General features: G+C 34.2%; 22 protein-coding genes and 1 tRNA gene. 13 read left to right on the top strand and 10 right to left on the bottom strand.

Going from position 1 to position 23,294, the window contains the following annotated elements:
- Window positions 1–326 precede the first annotated feature (326 nt).
- Both F1Z66_RS13570 and F1Z66_RS13565 read left to right on the top strand, forming a co-directional pair.
- Entirely contained in the window at window positions 327–1,115 is a 789-nt protein-coding gene (locus tag F1Z66_RS13570; RefSeq protein ID WP_149864169.1) for a class I SAM-dependent methyltransferase, read from the top strand.
- A gap of 872 nt (window positions 1,116–1,987) precedes the next feature.
- Window positions 1,988–2,254, top strand: a complete 267-nt coding sequence (locus F1Z66_RS13565) for a zf-TFIIB domain-containing protein (RefSeq protein WP_149864168.1) — start codon at window positions 1,988–1,990, stop codon at window positions 2,252–2,254.
- A gap of 50 nt (window positions 2,255–2,304) precedes the next feature.
- Here the strand turns inward: F1Z66_RS13565 and F1Z66_RS13560 are convergent, their stop codons facing one another.
- The 5 genes from F1Z66_RS13560 to F1Z66_RS13535 form a co-directional block, all read right to left on the bottom strand.
- On the bottom strand, window positions 2,305–2,850 hold the full coding sequence (locus tag F1Z66_RS13560) for a hypothetical protein (protein ID WP_149864167.1): 546 nt from the start codon (window positions 2,848–2,850) through the stop codon (window positions 2,305–2,307).
- Window positions 2,851–2,883: 33 nt separating this feature from the next.
- Window positions 2,884–4,086: a UDP-3-O-(3-hydroxymyristoyl)glucosamine N-acyltransferase gene (locus tag F1Z66_RS13555; RefSeq protein WP_149864166.1), complete on the bottom strand. Its 1,203-nt coding sequence runs from the start codon at window positions 4,084–4,086 to the stop codon at window positions 2,884–2,886.
- 473 nt (window positions 4,087–4,559) lie between these two features.
- Window positions 4,560–4,892 (bottom strand): hypothetical protein, encoded by a 333-nt coding sequence (locus tag F1Z66_RS13545; protein ID WP_149864164.1) that lies wholly within the window; start codon window positions 4,890–4,892, stop codon window positions 4,560–4,562.
- A gap of 873 nt (window positions 4,893–5,765) precedes the next feature.
- Entirely contained in the window at window positions 5,766–6,362 is a 597-nt protein-coding gene (locus F1Z66_RS15900) for a hypothetical protein (RefSeq protein ID WP_159357608.1), read from the bottom strand.
- 472 nt (window positions 6,363–6,834) lie between these two features.
- Window positions 6,835–7,170 (bottom strand): hypothetical protein, encoded by a 336-nt coding sequence (locus tag F1Z66_RS13535; RefSeq protein WP_149864163.1) that lies wholly within the window; start codon window positions 7,168–7,170, stop codon window positions 6,835–6,837.
- Between the two features lie 94 nt (window positions 7,171–7,264).
- Between F1Z66_RS13535 and F1Z66_RS13530 the strand changes: the two genes are divergently transcribed.
- Entirely contained in the window at window positions 7,265–7,552 is a 288-nt protein-coding gene (locus F1Z66_RS13530; RefSeq protein WP_149864162.1) for a hypothetical protein, read from the top strand.
- 113 nt (window positions 7,553–7,665) lie between these two features.
- On the opposite strand, the gene F1Z66_RS13525 is transcribed toward F1Z66_RS13530, so the two are convergent.
- Window positions 7,666–8,037: a putative quinol monooxygenase gene (locus tag F1Z66_RS13525; RefSeq protein WP_149864161.1), complete on the bottom strand. Its 372-nt coding sequence runs from the start codon at window positions 8,035–8,037 to the stop codon at window positions 7,666–7,668.
- A 78-nt stretch (window positions 8,038–8,115) separates the two neighbouring features.
- On the bottom strand, window positions 8,116–8,331 hold the full coding sequence (locus F1Z66_RS13520; RefSeq protein WP_149864160.1) for a hypothetical protein: 216 nt from the start codon (window positions 8,329–8,331) through the stop codon (window positions 8,116–8,118).
- Window positions 8,332–8,673: 342 nt separating this feature from the next.
- Between F1Z66_RS13520 and F1Z66_RS13515 the strand changes: the two genes are divergently transcribed.
- From F1Z66_RS13515 to F1Z66_RS13505, 3 genes are all read left to right on the top strand, one after another.
- Window positions 8,674–9,309, top strand: coding sequence for a hypothetical protein (locus tag F1Z66_RS13515; protein ID WP_149864159.1), 636 nt, complete (start codon window positions 8,674–8,676; stop codon window positions 9,307–9,309).
- A 550-nt stretch (window positions 9,310–9,859) separates the two neighbouring features.
- The gene (locus F1Z66_RS13510; RefSeq protein WP_195907545.1) at window positions 9,860–10,198 is read left to right on the top strand and encodes a hypothetical protein; all 339 of its coding nucleotides are present in this window, start codon (window positions 9,860–9,862) and stop codon (window positions 10,196–10,198) included.
- A 341-nt stretch (window positions 10,199–10,539) separates the two neighbouring features.
- Entirely contained in the window at window positions 10,540–10,782 is a 243-nt protein-coding gene (locus F1Z66_RS13505; protein WP_149864157.1) for a hypothetical protein, read from the top strand.
- Window positions 10,783–11,416: 634 nt separating this feature from the next.
- Here the strand turns inward: F1Z66_RS13505 and F1Z66_RS13500 are convergent.
- Both F1Z66_RS13500 and F1Z66_RS13495 read right to left on the bottom strand, forming a co-directional pair.
- Window positions 11,417–12,103, bottom strand: coding sequence for a hypothetical protein (locus F1Z66_RS13500; RefSeq protein ID WP_149864156.1), 687 nt, complete (start codon window positions 12,101–12,103; stop codon window positions 11,417–11,419).
- A 1,151-nt stretch (window positions 12,104–13,254) separates the two neighbouring features.
- Window positions 13,255–13,515: a hypothetical protein gene (locus F1Z66_RS13495; protein ID WP_149864155.1), complete on the bottom strand. Its 261-nt coding sequence runs from the start codon at window positions 13,513–13,515 to the stop codon at window positions 13,255–13,257.
- Window positions 13,516–14,263: 748 nt separating this feature from the next.
- Here F1Z66_RS13495 and F1Z66_RS13490 point away from each other — a divergent pair.
- The 5 genes from F1Z66_RS13490 to F1Z66_RS13475 all read left to right on the top strand — a co-directional run bounded on the left by F1Z66_RS13490 (window position 14,264) and on the right by F1Z66_RS13475 (window position 20,560).
- Complete coding sequence (locus F1Z66_RS13490; protein ID WP_149864154.1) at window positions 14,264–16,504, top strand: hypothetical protein; 2,241 nt, start codon at window positions 14,264–14,266, stop codon at window positions 16,502–16,504.
- A gap of 264 nt (window positions 16,505–16,768) precedes the next feature.
- A complete protein-coding gene (locus F1Z66_RS15705) occupies window positions 16,769–16,924 on the top strand; it encodes a hypothetical protein (RefSeq protein WP_154670575.1) in 156 nt (51 codons plus the stop codon).
- Window positions 16,924–17,229 (top strand): hypothetical protein, encoded by a 306-nt coding sequence (locus F1Z66_RS13485; protein ID WP_149864153.1) that lies wholly within the window; start codon window positions 16,924–16,926, stop codon window positions 17,227–17,229. Before F1Z66_RS15705 ends, F1Z66_RS13485 begins: the two co-directional genes overlap by 1 nt.
- Before the next feature lie 159 nt (window positions 17,230–17,388).
- Window positions 17,389–18,624 (top strand): hypothetical protein, encoded by a 1,236-nt coding sequence (locus F1Z66_RS13480; RefSeq protein ID WP_195907544.1) that lies wholly within the window; start codon window positions 17,389–17,391, stop codon window positions 18,622–18,624.
- Window positions 18,593–20,560, top strand: coding sequence for an FxLYD domain-containing protein (locus F1Z66_RS13475; protein ID WP_149864151.1), 1,968 nt, complete (start codon window positions 18,593–18,595; stop codon window positions 20,558–20,560). Before F1Z66_RS13480 ends, F1Z66_RS13475 begins: the two co-directional genes overlap by 32 nt.
- A 377-nt stretch (window positions 20,561–20,937) precedes the next feature.
- Here the strand turns inward: F1Z66_RS13475 and F1Z66_RS13470 are convergent.
- Window positions 20,938–21,043 (bottom strand) — tRNA-Glu (locus F1Z66_RS13470).
- 776 nt (window positions 21,044–21,819) lie between these two features.
- Between F1Z66_RS13470 and F1Z66_RS13465 the strand changes: the two genes are divergently transcribed.
- Window positions 21,820–22,173 carry a hypothetical protein gene (locus F1Z66_RS13465; protein ID WP_149864150.1) on the top strand — a complete coding sequence of 118 codons (354 nt, stop codon included), beginning with the start codon at window positions 21,820–21,822 and terminating at the stop codon, window positions 22,171–22,173.
- 962 nt (window positions 22,174–23,135) lie between these two features.
- A complete protein-coding gene (locus tag F1Z66_RS13460) occupies window positions 23,136–23,294 on the top strand; it encodes an AbrB/MazE/SpoVT family DNA-binding domain-containing protein (RefSeq protein WP_149864149.1) in 159 nt (52 codons plus the stop codon).

Raw genomic sequence — 23,294 nt, 5'->3', positions numbered from 1 at the left:
CTATAGTTATTTACATTATAAAACGTGTAACTTAATTCCATTAAAGCTTAAATTCTCGGCCAATGCTTTCTATTTAAGGTATTTCGTGTAACCTCTCTTACCTGTGAGAAGTAGTACCACACATCTCTTCTCATGGGTAATTTAATTAGAAGTCAATACAGTCTTATACCAATAAAATGTTTGACCTATGTGGAGACCTACATCTATGGTCGAAGAACAAGGCGCTTTAGTGGGTGCCAAAAGGAAAGAAATTCAGAGAATTAACAATCAGGCGTTATTAAACTAAACTTAAAGTATAATTGGTAAATAGACTCTATCGATTGTAATTGAGTACTACTAATCAAAGTAAAGGAGTTTGGGCATTAGGTGATTATAAAAGTCTTGGTAGAACAGTTCCTCCTGTTTCTGCCAAATTGACAAGACTTGTCAAAGTCGACCCAACAGATTCTGTTTTAGACGTAGCTTGTGGATTTGGTAACACCGCTATAACAGCCCGAAGAATTGGGGCAAAGGTAACCGGAATAGACATTACTCCGGAGCTTTTATCTTTGGCAAAGGAAGAAGAATCTATTGCAGGATTTAACGACATTGTATGGGAAGAAGGAAACGCCGAAAACCTTCCATTTGAGGATGAAATATTTGACGTAGTTCTTTCTACCTTTGGTCATATGTTTGCTCCAAACCAAGAGAAGACCGCAAAGGAAATGCTTAGGGTTCTCAAAAAGGGCGGGCGTATAGGATTTACAACGTGGTCACCAGACCTTGCGATGGGAAGAATGTTTTCCGTTGTATCAAAATACGCGCCAACTACACCGACTTCTTCTCCCGTTGAGTGGGGTAATCCAGATAGAGTAAAAGAGCTTTTGACTGGTGTAAAAGAGTTATACTTTGAGAGAGATACAATGAATTTTCCAATTCTTAGTCCAAATCACTATTGGCAGGAAATGTCAACAAAATCAGGATCTATGGTCCAACTTATTGAAGCATTCCGAAAGAGCGATAACAATGAAAAGATAGAATTACTTAGGAAGGAATACCTTACGGCCGTAGAGCCATACATAGTTGATAATGCAGTAAGGTTAGGTTACCTGATAACAATAGCAACAAAAGAATGAAAATCACCCTCTAGTTTGTTGTTGCATGAAGTAATTTTCGTATAACACATTGTGTCTACTTTTAATAACTACAAATTACTCACAAATAAGCTCAAGGCAGATAGATTAATTGACGGATGATGAGAAATTGCTTTGAAATAAGTCTCAATTTCAGAAACATTCAACAGTATTTACTCATTAGTTCAAAAAGAGTAAAAATGATATTACTTGGTCTGAATTGTTGTTGGTGATTGATTTTGAATTTGAGTGGGGTTATCTTTATGTGTTTTCGAGGTGGTGAGGTTATCTTGCTTTATAATTTTAGAGTTTGACTGACTCGAGGAAGAGGCTACAAATACTATATCTGTAGAAAAACTCTAGCCATGAAACATTGCATAAACATCTTGTGTGATCAATTCAATAAGATGTGCCATCGCGGCAAATCCTAGACTAAAGATTACAGAAATTATTGAAATTAGTTTATTCATATTCTGTAACTTAAATAACATGCTTGAATATATTCTAATATTGAAAAAGGCGGCTAAATGCTGTTAGATGCTATCTCTGTGAGAGTATCACATTAAAACATGGTGACAAGAAGATTTAAAGATACAATAAGGCCAATTAATATAGAATATGTCAACCATTACTACAAGCCGGACATAAATGAAATTATTACAAAAAAGGGATAAGGCCGGTGTTGGAGGAGTTGATGAAGGTGATACCTAATTGTCCGAGTATAATATGGAAGAATTTGCAAGTTCCTGTATTCATTTTTATAAATGCTAATCAATTACTAATTCGCATTACTTGTCTTGAAATATACAGATAATCCTTTCGCATATCCTCTTCTTTATACGGAATTTAAATAGCATAAAGTATAAGATACAACAATGTCCTTAATTTGTCCTAATTGCTCCTCTCCAATGCGAATTAGCAACAGAATGGGAGTAGAAATAGATCAGTGTCCAAGTTGTAAAGGTGTGTGGTTAGACCGAGGAGAACTGGAAAAGATGACTAAGATTCAGGATAGATACGAAGATGAACACTATACAAAGTACCATTCCGGACGGGATTATCATGATGACGATGATGATTATTACCGTAGAAGAAAGCACAAGAAAAGAGGCTTTTTAGGCGATCTGTTTGACTTTGATTGATTAGCCGTCCTTACATAATTTGATCACAATTCCATAGTATTTTTATTAATTTAACTACCAAAATTAAGGAAACCAAACAGCATGTTTAACAATCTGTCTATTATAGAGCCTGATTGTTCTTGCTGACTTTGAGAGGGAACGTTATCCTGAATACTAGTACTTTGGTTGGCTTCTGGAATCTGATTGTTGTTGTTGTTTGAATTTTGAGGCTGCTGTTGTTGTAGTTGTTGGTCTTGATTTGAGTTCTGTAAGTTACAAAAGTTTTCTACATTAATGATGTTAAACCCTCCTACAATTGAACATAATTCAGATAATGCTTGATTGGCACCAATCGTGTTTAAGTTATTACATATATTTACTGCTTGATCTAGTCCTGTAAGGCCCGCAATGAACCTATTATCCTGAATAAGCTGGCACATGGAGTTTACTGGAGAATTTGCAGTTTGAGGTTGCTGCTGTTGAGGTAGTTGTTGTTGTGCCATAGCCATATTTTCACCCAAGGTCAAAGAGATAGATAATAATGCTAGAGATAACAGCGATATTTGAAAATCCCGGAAATTGGCGGTTATACCATATAACATACTCTGAGTGTTCATTTTGTTTTAATATATCTATCCCGTGTAGGATTTCTAAACACTATAAAGAAGCACGCTTCCAACAATATACAAAAATGCAAGCATTTTTCGCTTGATCTTGTAACCATTATTAGATTTTGAATAATCATATATTTTGCGCTTTGGTTTTTGGTTTCTTTTCTTTTTACTACCTTCTAGATGTTGTGATTCTAAAGGCTCTGTTTGTTTCTCGTTTGTGTTTAGTCGGGCTTTTGTCTGTCCGGCCATCAAAAACAACTTGTAGTTTCCCAAGTTTAATTTGTTTTTTATAGATTTAGCTGGATTGCCTGCAACAATATCTTCATCACTTATGTCATGTATAACAGAACTTCCAGAACCTACTATTACTTTATTTCCAACCGTTATCTTGTTCTTTATAGTACAGTTAAGGCCAAGCCAGCAGTTATTGCCTATGGTAGTACTTCCACCAATTACTGTGCCTGCAGTAACTTGGGTGTTTCTGCCAATATGAATATTATGTGCTATATGACATAAGGAATCTATTTTGGTTCCTTTTTCAATCACAGTGTCAGAAATTGAGCCACGGGCGATAGAGCAATTGGCAGAAATTTGTACATTGTCTTTTATTATAACCAAACCATAATGAGGAAACTTTTCAAGTTCAAATGTAACTTTTTTCCTCTCAAAAGCAAATCCTTCTTCACCTATTACAGTACCCGATTGAACCGTACAGTTATTTCCTATTTGACAGTTTTGTAAGGTTGTTCTAGACTGTATTATACTGTTGTCGCCTATGGTACAGCCATCGCCTATTACAACAAAGTCGCCTATGTAACAGTCTTTTCCAATTCTAGCTGAATCTGAAATTACCGCATGTTTTGATATTACTTTTTGTATTTTGTTTTCTGGTTTTATTGTCTTGGCAATTTTTATGAATACTAATCTGGGATTATCCACAAACACAATCGTTTTCTCATCATAATGATTGTCTTTTATTCGATTCGTTAATTCCATTAATCTTGTGTTGGTCAGAGATTTTCTTATTTTGTTATTGCAAAGAATTGCACCTGCTTTCGATTTTGATATGGATTCTAAGGTTTTATTATCGGCTACCTCAGAAGAGCAAAACGATAAATCTTTTCTAGTAGCTTTGTTAAGAGGAGCAATATCTGTTATGGGTTTTTCTTTCGGTCCATAGATCTTAAAATCATATCCATTCTTCTCGGATAGGGATTTGACTGTCCATGTAGCCAACACTTACCTATTAATATATACACTATCACTGAATATAACCATATGAATATACTCTCAGAAATGAGATTTAGTTTGTTGTTTATTCGAGATCGACTCATGTATATGCTGATAGATAAAAAGCCCAAAATTAATTACGTATTTATGGCCATTGTAGAATCATCTTAGACGTTTTAATTATTATGACTTGTAATGGAATTTGTGTAAGGTATAAAGCAAAAAGGAAATCAGATGTTCCATTTAGATACAAAGAAGGCCAGAAAAGATGTAGTGTGTGTGAGATATTCATAAAATGGGATGAAAGTGTTTATTGTCCTTGTTGTAACTACAAGCTTAGAACACGATCTTTCAGAGGCTTTCAAAAGGGAAGGAAGGTACGAGAAATTATTATAAAACGATACTAAGTTTTTACTCAGGTTTAATCAGCGAGAGGAGGGAGCGCCCGCTCTACAGAGCGGGCGCGAAGAGTACGCTAGTTGTTATAGTACTGGTCGAGGTGGTGGTGTACAACGTGAAGGATCCGTATTACAGACTTCTGGATGCATTTGAGAATACAGATATCTTACATACTTTTCTGCGACTTGACATTTATCTGCTTCAAGACCTTCTGGTCCATTACATACTATCTGTGAATACTTCATTATATTGTCAAAACACTCTTGTAATGTTTCTTTATCTGCTTCTAACGTATATGTATAAAGATAACATCTCGATAATTCTGTATCCAATGAAGTTTCAGCAAGCTCAGATAAATCATCTTCGGGTGACACAAATTCTATGGCCAATACATTTTGATATAGTGGTGAAAACATAATTAGTAACACTATCATGTAAATTAATTTCATGGATTTATTATATCACATTAGATCTATATGCTTTCCTGAAAGATTTTACTGTTCGAATTGTAATTATTGATAGAAACATGGAGATGATTCAGGTTTGAAGATTCTCATAAGCAACTATAATTGACGCGGTATGAAGTGACGCAAACTGTAATCAAATATTTTAGTTCCTAAATAGAATTTAGGGCAAATAACATATGATATTCCCTCCCCACATTTAGCAGATCTATCTTATCCAACTTAATTATCCTTTAGATATTTCACTGTAACATATTGATCAGATTATTCCTTTAGGTAAGTTACATTTATGAAGTTATATCTAATTTTCTGCAAGAGAATAGTATAATCATCTTTGAGTTTAGAGTGTTTATTCGTTGCAACTAATTTAGCCAGTAAACCTGAGTTACAAAAGTTACCGCAAAATAATATATCCCCTTTTAAATTCGAACTCCATAATAAAGATTGTATATAATTGAATATACTACTCATAATAAGTATAGGAACAACACTATACTTCCATCACCAATCCATAAACGCTAGAACATACAAGGAAAGAAGCGATTACATTTACTACACACGTCTGTCAATAGAGATAACAAAGATACTTGTGAACGAAGCGACAGAATGAACATAGTAAAAGTTAATGCTTATTTTTCAAACTCTGATCGGAAAAAGGAATTTCAAGAGGCTATTGGAGACACAAAGGTAAAGGTGAAATGATGATGAGAAAAGAATCCTTTGTAGAATATGACCAATATTACAAGATTTGACGGAAGAGCTACACAAAGAATAAACAATGATGGAAATTGTTTATTAAATTTCGTCGGTATCTAACTGCCATCTTTAGAAGATCAACACAGTACACTGCTTAGTTTGACCGCTAAACATTGTGCCCTGACATTGAAACTCTGATGTTTGTTCGCCCGTTCCTTGAGGTGGAATGGGTGTAACTGAATAATCACCTTCTTCTATGGTCACATTTGTTCCTGTTTCAGAACCCTGAAATTCTGAGGGTAACGGATTATTTCCATTAACAACAATACGAACATCAGATGCATTAATTTCATTGGCAGCTGGATAATGAACATCTACCTTGACAATCAGTGTGCCGGTTTGGATTCCTCCTCCTGCAGGTCCTGGAGGGCCTTGCGGACCTGCGGGTCCCATAGGACCTGCTGGGCCAGTTTCACCTTTCTCTCCTTGAGGACCCACAGGACCGGGTTCACCAGTAGCACCGGGTGGACCCTGTGGACCAGGGGGACCCCTTGCTCCCTGCGGACCTTGCGAACCGATTGAAGGTATTTCATCCATTTTAAAGCTTAATCCATTTTGGCCTCCAAAATTCAAGTCTAGCGACCAAACATTATGATCAATAGGTGTAAATAACATCATAGAAAATATTGCTATTGTCATTGTCGATAACACAATCGGATTATTCATTAAAGAAATAATACCTGGTTAAAATTTAGGTGTTGTAGAATTAGATTATAAAATAATCGTGTATAAAAAAGACAGTTATTTGAAACCTATAAAGTAAATCCATTACCTATATTAAAAGACATAATCAGTTTCATTTTTGGAATCGCATCATCTTTATCATTAATCATGACGAATCACACACAATGTCGGAGATAAAGATAATGACAGTATTCTCTCGAGACAAAGAAAGTCTAGCGTGGATACAATATGGACAAAATTTACATGGCTGGAGTTACCATCCAATTATCATTGCTGAAACTAAAGTCTATAAACAGATCTCTTATGATTAGAATAGTGTAAAAGGTACAAGAAAGATAAACATGAAACGATTCTAATTTTAAACCCGGTCTTGATGACAAAATAAGGAGAGTGAGCGCCTGCTTCGCAGGCGCTAGCAGTTTAGCGAGACCACGAAGAGGCACACATTAGTTTCTTACTTTGTAAGATATACCCATTGTTCATAATGCAATGCGCTATCTCCTACATCAGGAACAAAATTATGTACTTTATAACCTGCCTTATTGAGTAAATCTAATTCGTCACCGATAAGAGATAATCCTCCTTCTAATACACCAGCGATAATAGAGTTATTTGATTCATACACTATAGTAAGAGGAGAATAACAAAATTTCACACTTAATCCGGTACATATATTCCTATACGCATCACTTTCGAATAGTTTTGTAAAATTAGTTTGTGCATATACATGAGGGATAAAAGATATAGATAATATTAATCCCAGAATTGGTGTTATGTAAGTTAATTTCACAGAACTTGTAATATAATGTTCGATCTAAATGTTTTTCTGAAAGTGTTTTCGTTGTATTTATTATTGAGTAGTAAGTTGATGTATCCGATGTTTTGTGAAATTCGATATTATTTATAAACTTGAATTACATATTGAGCAAGCAATGGACATCGGACCCGAAAAACACCATTACGGAAATAATTATTCAAATACATCAGGAAGAGGACTTAAGTTGTTCATTGCAGTGGCATTAATATTAACTTGTTCGATTCTATGGATCAGTGTTTATCATGATTTTCAATCCTATGAGTCAAATATGACTTTTATTTATGCTAAAGCTTTCATAGGATCTTTCTTATTATTACTTGGGATCGCTGGTATTACTAGTATTCAAAGTAATTAACCTAATATGCATAGGTATCTCTTCGTATATCCTAACTATAAAGTATCTACACGTAAAGCACTCGGAGTTACAATATCAAGTCCTCGGATTTGGTGGTCACAGGCCGACCGAAATCACTCACCTTTACGACTAAATCCAGTATACAAATTAAATATCTGTGAATTGAAACCTACCAACAACTTTTTTAATTCATTATTGGGATTGCCATATACATCTAGCGTATTTAATTTCGCTATATTAAATATTTTAGGAAGAATCATTTTTGAAGCGTCACTTTCATTGTGAGATATAACAGCCTTGGAATCTACATATGTTTCAGGGACCATACATTTTGTTCCATCTGTGTTAAAATAGGCTTGATATACTAATGTTGTCGGTTCGTTGACCTCGACAGCCCGACTCATTTCCCTTATCAGTTTCTTAAATTGTTCCACATTATCCTCTTTTATGAGGAATTCAGCTCTAACATGGATATTTTCGGACATTCTTATTTAATTTTAATGTAAGTATATCTCATTTGTCTTAATTTTGTCTTTCACTTTACTAAGTAAAATAGCATTATATTAATGACTTAGTATTGCATCTAATTGAAAAGTATGATAAATCATAAAATCGGCCGCTGATGGATAAGTAATAGGTCTAGTCGCATTGTATATTGTGTAGCCAATCATTATAATGACAACCAGAAGAAATATGATTAAAAATATGCCCGAATTAGATGACCCTGAGCCTCTTCGTCCACCAGATGAAGAGGGATTGTAGCCTGCAGGATACGTCATTTGGCTTAATTCAGGCTCATTGGTTATAAAAGGGATTCTAATCCAAAGTTGAACTAAGGTTTTATAAAAGTATAGTTAGAACTAGTCACGACACTGCAAAACTCATTTAGGAATTCGCTCGCCAAATACTATAGATCTATAATGGTCAAACCATTTTACAATTAATAAGATCTTCAGTTGCAACTCTGATATTTGTTATAAAAAAACACGTAGAAAATTGTTGCGCTTTTCATTATTCTTAGAAAAGATAACATATACTCAATGTTTGGATTTATCGTAATATTAGAAAACATACTGATAAACTACTATAACTTTTAATATTCCTATACAAATCCAATAGCAATGGTAATTAATAATAATATAACCATTAGCATAGTATTGCTTGCTATCTCTCTTGTGATAGTTTTTGGAGTTTCTTCACAGCAACAAGCAAGTGCTGTTACTGTGGCTGCAGGCGGAGGTAATGGAACTGCTCCATTGACCATATTTGTTCCTCAAAATGTCGATATAAAAGCTGGTCAAAGTGTAACCTGGAATAATCCAACAACAGTAGGCGAACCCCACACTATCTCCTTTGTTAAGGATAATAACATGGTTCCTCCATTCGTAGCTCCTTTTAGTATTCCAAACAATACTGAATTAATCGCTGCTATACCTTCTCCTAATGTCGAACCTACAACAATGCCCGATACATCAAATCCAAATAATAAACTGGTCGTAGTAGATAATATGAGGTCATCTGCTCCCGTTGTAATTGATGGCACTAAAACAAATGTAACTTACCTTCCACCAAACGCAAACTACACATTTATCGGTGATGAAAGTTATGTGAACTCGGGTTGGATTTGGCCAGAAGGACAGGTTCCGCCAGGTGCTCCACCAATTACTTCATTTACGATGACGTTTACTACACCAGGAACATATAACTACATCTGTGTAGTCCATCCTTGGATGACAGGTACTGTTACTGTGAGTTAGAGGTATTATTTACACCGATTATCCCAACCCTTCTTTTTAATTTAATAATGTAATCCACTATCAAACATGTTTTTACAAAAAGTGATAAATTCAAGGATTAAAATAATCTTCTTTTTACATAATGATATAGATGTGGAGATCTTTTTGATACATCGCAAATGTTATTGAACAATCCTTTTTCGTATCTACCTAGGAGATAGTGCACAGGTTTTAAGGAATGCAGTGTTAAGGAATGCAGCCAAGAGTTAGTTAAACTACGGATATTCTCTTAATAGATTGATAAAAGGACTCAACCTTTTTGACTATAATACCACCTATCAATAATGTGATAATAACTTGTTTGTCCATAGCATAGATAATACTCTTCTGTATATAGTTAAATTAAGAAAAGCGAATGAGAGAACAATCTTGCAGTATCTATTAAAGCAACTGTTAAAATGATAAACGTTCTCTATAAATAGTGAATAGTTACCTAAATTGCTCAATATTTAGATTAGATAAAAGCCATCATACAATAGTATTTGCTCTTTCAATTTGTGGTATATTATCTATGGGTTTATTGACTGTACATTCTCCCAATGATATGGCTCATGCACAAGGTAATCAAATTTTCAAGGTAATAGTCCAGGTCACAAATAACGGTGATAGTGATGAATACGGTGCTGTAAATGTTGATATTGATGGCGCCATGGCCGCACAATGGCAAAGTGGTCAGCTATTTCCATCGCATCAAACTAAGTCCTATACATTTACATTTAGTTCAAGTGATGTTCCGGTAGGAACTGGTTTTACTGCAGAAGTTGTGTATGGTGATGATTCTCATAGGTTTGCATACGGTAGCAATGGCCCATCCAACTCTCCTGAAACAGTAAGCATTAGCATTCCCTAATCCTTGAACTTGTTTGTAATGGCGATAGTGCGATTAGTCTCCATCCTTTGACTATCCGGCATTAGTTCTTATTATTCTATTTTCGTCCATAAATTATCACAATTTAATGAAGAGATATGTATGCTACCTGACGCTTTTATTCTATTTTTATTAACATCTCTGTGCTAAGCGTTAGGGCTTACCAGAGAATTTCTTTTAAATTAATCATAAATAGTATCAATATTTAGAACTGGGTTTAGATTTGTGCGACTAAATGATGATGGTTACTCATTATAGTATTCTATTACATTTTATATACCAAAATTACTATTTCTTAAATACTATTATGCACATGTTATGGAATGTCAAGTGACAAAAAAAATACCAATTTGTCAAATTCCACTTACAACGTTATATCTGCAATGGGAAAAGAGGCTGACTTCCTTTATTCAGCAGTAGACAAGTATATTCAGGATGCTCAAAGTGATGGACGTCAAAACCTTGTAGATTTGTGGAATGAGATAAAAAAGGATAAGCAAAATCATTTGTCAAGATTGAGAGAATGTCTACAACAAGAAGCAAAAGATCAAAAGCTCAGTGGATGATTCTTATTATTCTTGAATCCTATATTGACTCATTTATACTCGGAAAGCATTTTAATATTATTTAACCATGATAAAGTTTTTCAATCCTACCGACTATCTTCCTTGTAAAAATTGTTCGCATTCTAAAAAGCTTCATCTTATCAATTCCGAACTTCCTAGATGTACTGTGAGTGGATGCCTGTGTAGTTCTTACAAGAAATATATCTAAACTACTCACGCTATTGGTAAAATAAGGTAAAGATAAGGGTGAAAGACCATTTTATCAAGGCAAATAAAACAAAGCATTTCATTTCATTGTAAGTGATATTTGTTGTAATCGATACAAAATTACTGCATGATGTTGACAGTTCACAAATGGATTAATAGTGATAGAGCGCGTACTTAACAGTGGGATTATGAACCGTAACATGGTTTTCATTCATGCAGTGGTAGACAGATATCTCATTATTCAGTTTGCATTTGGAGTTGACGGAGTTTGTGTAAATATGGATAAGTCACCTAAAATATAAACATGGTGTAATCAGTTGCAAACAACTGTATGTCCTTTTAGGGTTTGTAAAATTATATATCTTGAAACGGACGAAAGTAAAAGTCTATTAAAACAGTAAAAAAGAGGTGTGATAGAGTTTAGTTCTTACTTTTTCAACAACTCTTTTCCATTTTCATCTATTATTGATTGAACTGTTCCAAATACTGGGAGCCCTTTAAAGTGATCTTCAGTTTTAGCTGGATCGATATTGATGTTTAAGATGTTTCCATTCTGCATAGTTACGTGAATCAAAACATCTTTCCATTTTACTTCTCCATTAGTGGTTATATCTGCTGTTCCTCTAAACATCGTAGAATTTCCGTTTACCAATGCTATTTTGGAATTAGGTTCCCCAGTCATGAAATTTAATTTAAGTGGTTCCTGAGCACCCATCGGCATTCCAGTTGCGTTGTTTATCTTTTCTATCGAGTGCTTATGTGCTGCTGTTCCATCTACTTGCGTCATATCTATATCAGCTACAAAGTTAGTCAGGTTGCCATTGGCTACATTAAATTCCCAATCACCGCCCAATACCCAAATTGCGTTTTCTGAAGAGTTAGATGTTCGTCCAGCTAGCGTGTCAGACGCTAAACTAGAGATTTGACCCTGAGCACGAAAGGTGTCAATAGCACTAGTTGAATTACTTGAAGTTGCATTAGAGCTAGTCGTATTAGTTACATTTTGAGCCTCGGCCGATTGGATGCCAGTATTAGTACTTGAAATGGTCATTAACAATATCCCTACTGCGACAGGTATTGTAAGCGAATAAATTACATTTTTTGATATAATCATTGTCAGCACATGTACAATAAGCTATAAAAAGACAACATTTTTGTCCTTTTCATACCTAATCCCGAGCATATAAATTATAATATTTGTACAATCACTATATCATTTAGATATTTAATAAGTTGTGACTTGAAATGATATGTACATTTATCCTTTAGAATACATTAAACCTGGCGCTCAAATGAACATTCGCAGCATAAGAAGTTTTGTGATGAAATGTATGAATAGGTAACGGCCCACTACTACCAATGTAAACAAGACGAGGTTTTGACTATATATGAGTGATGATTTGGACCGTTACCCACAGTCATGCTGTTCTTGTCCTTGGCTCATAATCAAATATCCTTAATATAAATAAACCGCACTCATTCGCAAGCAATTGCAATTAAAATGGTTGTTTAGATTGAGAAATGCAATCAACTAAAGATTCTTCCGTTAATCATTTAAAAATTAAACCTCATTTATGAACCTGCTCACCGAATGCCGTTATCTTATAGTGGTCAAATCTTTCTACACTCGTAAGAAAACTGAATCTTTCGGTAGAACTAGGTTCGTAAACGGTATGTCCTAGTTAAGAAGCAACAAAGGCATCAGCTGACTGTTTGTTACCGCATATGGTTTTCAAGTCTCATGCTTTTGTAAATATGTGAAAATCGTAGTAATAATAGGGCTTAGCATCAGCAACAATAGCAGCAGACAAGTAGTTTCCGACTTCTTTAACCACCATTGTTGCTGAAAGCACTATTATATAGTCATCATCAATTTACTACTTTCTTCACATTCAACTTTTATCGCATGAATGTAGCCTTTGCTATTTCTCTAGGCTATTCATAATTGTACTACAAGGTTAATAAGGTTAATACTGTGTTTTAGTAATGAAGGTAAAATTATCGCAAATGGGAATATTGATAAAAATATCATGAGACTGCATATTTATGATATTTAATGTTATTATCAAGCAGGGTATACCTATTCTAAATTACCTATAATACAATAAGTTAATTTATTCTTCATGCACACTGCTGTTGATAAAGATAATCTTTAGTCCTTATGAAATCTTGTATTGAGATTCAAAAACTATCTTTTATATGTATTCTTCCATCGTGTACTTTACTTCGCATTTGTCAGACAAGATAATAAAGGCAATTAATAGTTTAAAATACAATATTCTCGAACATATTTTGAAGAAATAGAGGGAGGTTTACTTCATGGATTGTTTTCTCACTTTTGGATTTGTTTAATAGATAATGATTGGCAAAATCTTGACTTATTGTAATTATACCTGAAAAATCAACAATAATTTCCTCATAAGGCTTGTTAAATAATTCTTTATTTAATTTATTGTCGATATCTGGTATCGTCATTAAATTGCTTGTAAAGATATCTTTGATAGAGGCTACATAGATAATGGGCATAGTGGTCATTACGTCCCAATGTATTTATTTGAATATGAACATTTCTATCGTTTGTTATAGGTTAATTTATCTATATCAATTATATCTTCAATTTCTATTAATGTACGAATGAAATTAAAACCTTTCAAAGTAATGCCTTGGCATATAAACAACAAGCAAGCCCGAAGGCCTGAGCGGGCCTTTGGGTGACACGGTTGTAAAACGCAATGAATGATAATGTAAAAGCCTCAGCGGCTCGTTATTAAGACGAGCCGCTGAAACGACATAAGGAGCCAGCCGTAAACGACGAGATAGAAGTGTACGGCTGGCTCCTTCAATGAAACAACTTCGTCGATACAAAGTTGACGAGACCTTGTATCAGCTGTTTCACTGCTGCATACCGGTCAAAATATGCGTGATTGTATTATGCATAACAGAGTAATAAATTTTAGGGGCACATAATTAGTAGTATGAAGATATATGTTATAATTAAACTGTGAATAATTTGAGGTAATTACTATGATATCTGTTCTAGGATTATTGCCATAATACGATAGTTGAATCAATAGCGTCTAAGAATTCTGTTAATTATATACCTAACAAAGACATAACTCATAATGATAACGTTTATTAATACTTCGCTTCCAAGGATAAGAGACGACGAGAAATGGGTGACACCAGTATTAAACATAAAATTAGTATACTTCATGAGACATTTACAGGATTAGAGTGTGAACAAGATAGTGACTTGGTAATGGGGGGAAAATAGATGACAACTGAATCATCTCAGTTGGATGAAATCTTTGGTACCTTTACTAAGGATAGTCGTGCTGAAACTCTTCAAGATAATTCAAAATCTGCATTTCGAAATGAAATCCCTAAATTGGAAGTATTATTTAGATTGCCTATATCTGATGAACATAGAAATAACAATATTAAATGGATCAAAATTAATCCTCAATACCAGATTGTAACTAATATTAGAAATCATGGTAATTTCAAAACTAATATCAAGTATGAAAAAGTGGATGGTAGATTCCGAATCAACTGGGAAGAAACTAATGATGAAATAACCAATGATTTGAAAGAAGAAATAAGAACTAAGGAAGTAAACTCTATAATCAAATCTATACTGTCAAGTTTAGACATACAAAGAGACAATATCGAATACTACATCAACGGAATACCGACCAATGGTCCTTTGGACGCTATTAGAGAGTATATTGTAAATCCTGATGAATCTGACATATCTGACATAAATGATGTAACAAAATCAGAAACGATCAGCGTATCCAATGCAATCAAACAAAGTGAGGGATATCACAAAGTTAAGGGAGTCATTATTAGTGTATCTGAGCCTTACAAATTAATTCAAGCATATCAAGCTGAATGTATCTGTGGCTGGTATTCTACTACTGAACAGTTTAAAGTTCCCATTTATAAGGAACCTCGATTGAATTCATCCTCCTGTAAGAAATGTCAAAGTAGTCTGAATGTACATTACGAATATGTTAATGCAATAATGATAGAACTCCAAGATGATGAAAGGTTTAGTGAAATTGAAAGGTTGAATTGTTTGCTACTTGATACAGATACACATAACATTAAGGTAGGAGAAAAGGTAACAATAGGTGGCTCTATTCATATCACTCAAAAGAATCAGAAAGGAAATCTTCTTCCAATTTTATACAGCCGAAATAAGCTAGACTATGAAAATAGAATCGAAGTAGTAACGAGTAGTTTGGATGAGGAAGCCATAAGAAGGTTTGCAAGGATATTCGGTGAATCTACAATACCAAAACTAGTTGATATGTTTGATAAATCCGTAATAGGACAAGATCTCGCAAAGGAATGTCTTCTGTTAAGTCTAGTTAGTTCAGGTGATGATTTGAACAAAACCAAATCCAATCAGTCTGGGAGAAATAGAACTCATACATTGTTAGTGGGTAAACCCGGTAACGCAAAAAGCTCATTACTAAAGAAGGCGGCAAAACTCCTTCCTAATGGTCGTTTTGAAAGTAGTCAGCATTCATCTGGGAAAAGCCTGACTGCAATTATTGAGAAAGAAAATGAACATCATTTACTTAGATTGGGCTCAATCCCATTAGCAAAGTATAGTGTCTGTGCTTTAAATGAGATTGGAACCATACCATTTGAAGAACAAAAATACTTGTTAGATGCGATGGAGGAAGGCGAGTTTAGCATCAATAAACATGGGATACATTCTGACATTGAATCCCCTACAACAATAGTTGGGTCAACCAATCTTTTAAAACCCACCTACCACGCAGACATAACTGATGGTAATATTAGTCTTAGTCAAATACCTTTAACAGCTCCTGTTTTGGATAGATTTGACCTGATAAACGTGGTAACTGAAAATACCAGCGATAGTGCTATACTTTATTACACTGAAAAGAAGATGGAGTTATCTGACAAACGTATTCCCAAGTATGATTTATATCTACAGAAACATATTGAGTATGCAAGGAAATTAGATCCAAAACTGAGCTCAGAGTGTAAGGAACGTATAAAATACTTTTATACCGCCCTTAGAAAATCTAATCCTGATTTTGGTTCGAACCGAGTGTTAGAAACAATTATTAGACTATGCAAAAACGTGTCAAAACTAAAACTAAAACAAACAGTTGATGAATTGGATGCTAATGAGGCAATAGAATTCTATAGTAAAATAATATCGAGGTATATAGAATCTTCAACAAGAGTTCCGATAGAGCCCGATAAATATGCTTATGAAAAATGCTTTAACATCCTAAAAAGACGATATGTAGATGATACTCAAGTGCGATTTGAAGACATTCTATATGAGGCCTGTGAAACTGACGGGGTAGTGAAGGCATATATTTTAGATTCGCGTTCGGAAATAATCGATAGAAATAATCTGAAACTAGATAGGAATCGTAAAGCTCGACAAGTCAGAGACCTGCTAATTAATAATCAATTTGTGAGGATTATAAAGAAAAACCCACTTACCTTACAAATTGAGTAGGCAATACGCGATCAGTGAGTTGGATTTTAATTTGTCAGAAATGTCAGATGCGTCAGATGTAAGATACAAGCAAGAGTCGGGAACAGATTAAATAATAAGAACTTCATCCGCGTGGTTGAATGAATAAGATTCAGTTCCGATCGATACAGAGAGGTAGTCTTAAAACGACTCTATATTAAACCTCTCGAAAACTAAATCCATTTAAAGCCAATCATTACCAATTTACAGTAAATACTTATATATCATCTAGGTCATAAATATGATATGGATTCTGGGAACACTAACAAATACAAGCAGATTTTAATAGACTTGGATAACTACAACGCACTTAAAGACCTAGGAAAAACAGGTGACTCGTTCAACAAAGTAATCGGTAATCTATTAGACAAGCAAAAATGTGAGAATGGAGATACAGCCTAATGTCATATCTATCAAATGTCATAGTCTTTACATCTAATAATGAATTTATGGTGAGAATAAGCCCTTCACTACGTAAGTTAGGAATGATTGCCATAACCTGTAATAAAAATAGGATGGAGATTGAATTTAGAGGTGAATACTACATAACAATTCATTATCCCAAAAACCTTGATCATCTTCCTGACGCCGTAGAAGAAGAAGTTAGATTACTAGCACCATTATACGAATCGAATATTCAGACGATAAGGTATCATATTGATGAGAACTTGGAGCAAATTAAAGATGCTTTAAATCACATAAAATAGAAATCTGATGTATAAAGAGATTCTAAAATAGATAACACGTTTATTATATCAATTTTCGATTGAAAGATAAGTAAAACGAATTTGGTATAAGATTGATATAATATTCAATTATTCTCACTCATTACAAATATAAACGAGTATAATAATCCTGAAGAAATAGTGGAATCGCTATATCAAACTTGTTTGTTGATTATAGTAGGTCTTTTCTTTGCTTTGTGTATCTCAAATGAATCTATGGCAATTCAATTTAACGGCCTAATATCGCATGAAAATGGTACTGCATTAGCATCCTTTAAAATTGACAAAATTATAACTTTAGAATATCCTAGCAAATATACTACAGATCCCATTCTAGACATAAGCAATCCATCTATAGAATTTACCTTAAATTCATCAGATAACTCCAATGGCTTGAAAAATGTATTGGACAAAATAAATGAATTATTCTCTTTAAAAGACCAGAGTCAGGCGAAATTTGATAGTGCAATCCTCCAATACAAGGCTTCAGTAATTGGAGGACCCTCCAACGCTACTTTGTATTATGATATTTCATTAGTGCCCAAGGTGTCAAACCTCATTGTAGATTCCAATCAGACGTCATCCCTATTTGATGTTGGTTGGAGGAGTTTTGCTATTGAAGGACCATTGATAGTAAATACTCAGGAATATGGCCCCATTGATATAAATTATCCATATAGTGCCTTAGAAAAGATGTCTCCTAGTCTTGTTTCTAAGATCAAAGACACATCATTAACAGAAGTAGTTAATGAACCATTACTAAATTTTGAAAGATTTAGCGAACCTGTGAGTAAGTGGAAATTTACAAATATGACAAAAGAGGTCGCTTCAAATATTTCTAATATGGATATGATCAAAATAAATCCAAAGCCTGAAGATGGTACTAGTTATTCCTTTTATGACGATAGTAATTCAAACAATGGGAGGTATCTACAGAATTTGAAATATGGCCTAGTTGATGGGTTTAGTGTTAGAGCTGCCAGTTATCTACTTACACCATCAGGTTATTTGCAAATTGACGGTCAATCTCATCTAATAAAGAAAGGAGATGCCGAATATATCTCGGCTCCAAAGGAAAGTTCCAAGAGCCAAATAGATTTACCTTCCAAGATATTTTCAACAGTAATTCAATATTATCCTGCAGTAACCTTGGAATTCATTAGTGATTCTACAGTTGTATTAAAAGGAGATGAGAAATTTATGCTAAAGTCTGAAAATGATTTAAGATCATTCTGGAAAGCTATTGACACAGTAAAACAATTTGGATTTAGTGTAGATGAAATAACGGAATCCGGATTGGGAAGTGTAGGAAATCCGACTAGATTTTATGCGGTAATGTCACTGGATGTCGATTTCGAAGAGAATATGGATCATTAGGATAGGAGTGATAATATTGCATTCTCACAATCAAAAACTAATTTACGGATTAATTTCATCACTGTTCTTAGTTTGTATAACTTTTCAATCTACATTTGCTCAAATGGAGTCGGATTCAACACCTATTATTCCCGACGTCACTTCTAACATCTCTGAAATAATGACACCTGATTTACCGGATAATTTATTTGAAAAAGACTTTCTTAAACCATTAAACCACCATTATCAAAAATCTGCAAATAGTAGTCAGAACACAGTTAATAGTACCACATTAAATTTGATTCCATCCTCGGACAAAACGTTAGGTACTACGGCAAGTAATGACATAACACATTCATCGAATCAAACAAATACGACTGAAGATTCCGATCTTATAGTTCCTCAAATTTCAAATCCGAATCATATGTTCAAAATGTCAAATTCTTTGAATAGCGTGTCTCAGACATTATGGAATAACTTTACTTCAGATGATGGATACTCCTTCTCATACCCAAAAGGTTGGAATTTGAGTACTTCTGATAATGAAGTTTACCTCGAATCGACCGAACATGATTCTGACTATTACCCGGAAATGACCATTTCTATAAGATATCTCGACCCAAACTCATTGAATGATACTATTTCTGATTTGTTTTCCGTCGAAGGAATATCCCTTGATGTAATATACTCTTCATTTTTTGATAGCAAAATCTTATCAAATATGGGATTAAAATATTATATCGATCTTGATTATGTCATACTGGAGCCTACCCAAGTAGGAAAGTACATAATTGATGGAAAACAAGCGTCATCATTTAAGGTCCATGAATTAGGAAGCAATTATGAAAACGAGCATATAACGGTCAAAAACAATGATAAACTCTATAGCATAGAAATTGATTCAGACTATTTTCCAAGTTCTGCTAAAGAAGCGGTACAATTAAATCAATTTAAAGAAACTGTGTTGGAGTCAATTAAATGGCTAAATAAAGAAACAAAACCCATTACGATAGAATCCGACTTAGCGGATGCAACTAACAACACCTTCACCATTCATGATGAAAGTAATGGTACACTAGATTTATTTGACAATGATGGTGACGACAATGAAATACACAAGACTATTTCATCTTCTGAATCTGACCTAAATATTACAAGTTCAACACACTTCTTTGATGGCGATAATTTCAAAGTTGTTGGCGAGGTCCTAAACAAAGGACCAAATGCGAAAGATTCCGTGAAAGTGATAATCACGTTGTATGATAGGAATGGCAACATACTCGGAACTGAACTAACTTATACAAATCCCGATGATTTGAAACCACAACAATCGGCACCATTTGAAATCATAATAAGCCCAGGAAATGTAAAAAATGTAAGCGAGATTGGCAGATACAAACTGTATTTAACGTCCTTGGCTGATCAATCATCATCCACATCCTCGTTATTTGAAAATACAAGTATTATCAATCAAAGTGTTCATTCTCCAGAAAACAAAATATCCGTAAATTCGCTGGATAAAAATCAAATATTAAACGAAGACGAATTTGCAATCAATGCTACGCTTAGCGTAAGTAAAGGATTTGGAAATTCAAGTAAATCTTATTCTGTACAAAGTTTAGATTTTAAAGTTGGGTCCAATAGCACCATTTGTCCAGAGAATAACTGTGAATATGAGATACAAGATGGAAGAATAGGATTGTTAACTGCGCATCAATACGTCTTTAGCGGAACGTTAAAGATCATTACACAAGACGAAGAGGGAAAAAGATCTAAACTAATGTACATGCATTCCATATTGAATATAGGAGAAATCCTTGAAAAAGATGGTATTGAAACTGAAAAACTCGCAGGCAATTTTGACATCGGACCTTCAATAAGTTATGCGGTAGCGAATAGTTCATTAACGCTCCATGAGAATAATGCAATGTTGTCCCTGTTTGGTAGGGCAATTTAGTATCATCCGCTGATCTACAACGTAAGTGGATGTAATTTTTACACTATATTTGGAATCTTTAAGCCAAAGATCAACCGATAGAGCCTAACTCGACCTAATTCTGTTTGTATTATAATACACCAGATCAATCTATTTATTCTGATTTTGATTATCTTAGATCCAATTGACAAAGTGTCGAATTTGTCACAAAGGTCTAAATTCTAGCTATATTAGAGTTGGCGCTAAAGAATCATTCAAGAAAATTGGCCTATACTGTATCAGTTGCGATATGTACTACTCGCCGGACTTTCAAAAACAGTATACTGTAATACAAAAACAGTATACTATAGATAATTCAGAAATAACCCTGTCCCGGGTTCAAATAGATAACACAAGGATGCTCCGGCCGGGATTTGAACCCGGGATCGTCGCCTTGAGAGGGCGAAATGCTTAGCCGGACTGTGTGACTCTTTTTTGCAAAAAGAGCCTCTACACCACCGGAGCTCTCGTGCTGATTAATTATTTGCGAAGGGTTATTAATACAATACTTTGAAGCTGGCCCCTCTAAAACACCAACACTTGGTTTTAAATGGCCATCACTACCATTTAAAGACATATTGAAGCATTTCGTTCCTGCGGGAAGTTTCTTTCCCCCATTATGCTTCTTGTATCGCTTCTTGCTACTAAATTCAGTAGCAATGAGAGTATTAGAATGGATATTACTAAATTCCGTAGCTCCTTGTATTTTTTGATATTGATCACAGGCTTTTAAGCGGTTAACACCCCCATAAATCTCAAATCCCTTGTAGCCTGGGGCAAGAGTAGTAAATTGTCCATTACTTAATTCAGTAGCACCCTTTACATTGTTGAAATTTTGAACAATGAGTGTATGTTTGACATCTTCTTGTTTTGGAATTTGGATCGAGGTGCAATTCTCATCTACGAATCCAGATAAAATTGAACTAATATTTTCACCAAATAGCGTAGACAGAAGCGGAAGTTCTTTTTGCAATGACCTTATCTTTTTCATAATTAAGCACTTTAACTTCCTTTCATAGGATTTGGAAACTTGTTTTTGACCCTGAAGATACTGAACTTCTGCTTTTGATAACATAGTGATATGAACTCTAGGTCCAATGAAGAATTAAGCTTTTTCTATTAAATGCCGATTTGTATACTTTAAAAAAGTTTGATCTTAGACAGTTTTGATTTGAGTCATAGTTATAATACGCTGTGTATACATGTATAATAGTTAAATCCATTGACTTTATAATGTCTATGTGGGCCGCAGTATACTATCATTCCGACAACTCATTGAAATAGAAAAGTTGGTTTGGTCAGAATTTAAGAAGGAATTAAAGACCAAGGATGTCAAAAAGACTTTTGATTCTCTATTTGACAACACCAAACTTTATACATCTCACCAGTCTTTTGCGAGCAGATTCATACCCATTGAACCCATCATAGTGGGAATGATATTTCATCACTACAAAACCTTTGCAAGTATAACGAAAAGCAATACAAATGAGGGGGCTGTAATAGGTACAGAAATTGTTACATCTGAAATCTACGAACCCTACAACAAAGAGTTGGTTGATAAAACATGCGACAAATGGCGCGCTTCATCAGGATGACAGAAAGGTTTTGCCAATTATGTTTGTTAATGGCGGTAATGGTTTGGATGAGGGGTCGGCGAAGACCATAATTGAGAGAGATAAGCCATAGTAACAATCTATTTCTTCTTATATCTCATTTTGCAGAATCAAAGATTGATAGACAGAATTATAAATTCTATCTCGGAAAACGAAAAAACAGAATGTAAGTTGACAGATTTTTTAAGATGTGATAGTTCTATAAGTTACACATTATAAAACACTGAAAATCCAATTTCAAACCAAAGTTGCAAGATTTCTTATCATGTTCAAATTTATAATGAGTGGGCATGATATGCCGTCGCCAAAACTTTCAAAACATACTTGACAAAAATTTTTAATGCTTTTCATTCCCATAGGCTATAAACTTTTCAGAAATGCTTTTGATTACTATGTTAGAAAGTACATCCCTTTCTATAAATAGAAAACTATAAAGCTCTGGTCCTTTTTTAAGAAGACATCGTGGGAGAAACAAAAATAGTCACGATCGTTGGCCCTGAAGCAAAAGCCATTTTAGAAAATCTTGTTAGAAAAGGAGATGATGAAAAATATTCATTTACTTAAGATGTTAGCGATAATTTAGACATCGTAGAAATATGGATTAATGATTTCTAACCATAGAATATTCTTCTATTTTTATAGACGATAAAAAAATTCTATTCATTTGCCCATTAGTGGACAATCAACTATAACAATCTTCTATTCGTTTGCCGACAAGTCCTCAATCGTATAATATATTCTTCTATTTTTATAATCCATAAAAAAATTCTATTCATTTGCTGTAACTACAGCAATCGACTATAACATTCCTCTATTTCTTTGCGAAACACATTGCATTCAACTATAACAATCTTCTATATTCAAGAATATTAAGTACAACAGTTCCTTTAAGCAGGTTTCGGCCCGCTCTTTCCTATGAATGAGATAAATTTATCATCATTTAGATGGTATCACACTCTGATAAAACAAGGACCAGGTTCAACAACGATAACTATCCCCAACCAATTATAGCAGCACTAGGGTTGAAAGTAGGCGATCACCTAGAAATTCAGTTCAAAAAAGGAAAGATCATAATGACAAAAAAACAAAGAAAAGGAGAATGA

Source organism: Candidatus Nitrosocosmicus agrestis (assembly GCF_008389435.1).
GTDB lineage: Archaea > Thermoproteota > Nitrososphaeria > Nitrososphaerales > Nitrososphaeraceae > Nitrosocosmicus > Nitrosocosmicus agrestis.
The sequence above is the reverse complement of the archived record's forward strand: the minus strand, read 5'-3'. Positions and strand labels throughout refer to the sequence as shown.

Bases quoted from the DNA above. Each gene is read 5' to 3' on its own strand.
- F1Z66_RS13475 (WP_149864151.1), top strand. From the start codon at position 18,593: ATGTCGATTTCGAAGAGAATATGGATCATTAGGATAGGAGTGATAATA.
- F1Z66_RS13545 (WP_149864164.1), bottom strand. From the start codon at position 4,892: ATGTTTTCACCACTATATCAAAATGTATTGGCCATAGAATTTGTGTCA.
- F1Z66_RS13525 (WP_149864161.1), bottom strand. From the start codon at position 8,037: ATGTCCGAAAATATCCATGTTAGAGCTGAATTCCTCATAAAAGAGGAT.
- F1Z66_RS13510 (WP_195907545.1), top strand. From the start codon at position 9,860: ATGGGTTTATTGACTGTACATTCTCCCAATGATATGGCTCATGCACAA.
- F1Z66_RS15705 (WP_154670575.1), top strand. From the start codon at position 16,769: ATGGATTCTGGGAACACTAACAAATACAAGCAGATTTTAATAGACTTG.
- F1Z66_RS13505 (WP_149864157.1), top strand. From the start codon at position 10,540: ATGTCAAGTGACAAAAAAAATACCAATTTGTCAAATTCCACTTACAAC.
- F1Z66_RS13520 (WP_149864160.1), bottom strand. From the start codon at position 8,331: ATGACGTATCCTGCAGGCTACAATCCCTCTTCATCTGGTGGACGAAGA.
- F1Z66_RS13565 (WP_149864168.1), top strand. From the start codon at position 1,988: ATGTCCTTAATTTGTCCTAATTGCTCCTCTCCAATGCGAATTAGCAAC.
- F1Z66_RS13485 (WP_149864153.1), top strand. From the start codon at position 16,924: ATGTCATATCTATCAAATGTCATAGTCTTTACATCTAATAATGAATTT.
- F1Z66_RS15900 (WP_159357608.1), bottom strand. From the start codon at position 6,362: ATGAATAATCCGATTGTGTTATCGACAATGACAATAGCAATATTTTCT.
- F1Z66_RS13460 (WP_149864149.1), top strand. From the start codon at position 23,136: ATGGTATCACACTCTGATAAAACAAGGACCAGGTTCAACAACGATAAC.
- F1Z66_RS13560 (WP_149864167.1), bottom strand. From the start codon at position 2,850: ATGAACACTCAGAGTATGTTATATGGTATAACCGCCAATTTCCGGGAT.
- F1Z66_RS13500 (WP_149864156.1), bottom strand. From the start codon at position 12,103: ATGATTATATCAAAAAATGTAATTTATTCGCTTACAATACCTGTCGCA.
- F1Z66_RS13495 (WP_149864155.1), bottom strand. From the start codon at position 13,515: ATGCCCATTATCTATGTAGCCTCTATCAAAGATATCTTTACAAGCAAT.
- F1Z66_RS13490 (WP_149864154.1), top strand. From the start codon at position 14,264: ATGACAACTGAATCATCTCAGTTGGATGAAATCTTTGGTACCTTTACT.
- F1Z66_RS13515 (WP_149864159.1), top strand. From the start codon at position 8,674: ATGGTAATTAATAATAATATAACCATTAGCATAGTATTGCTTGCTATC.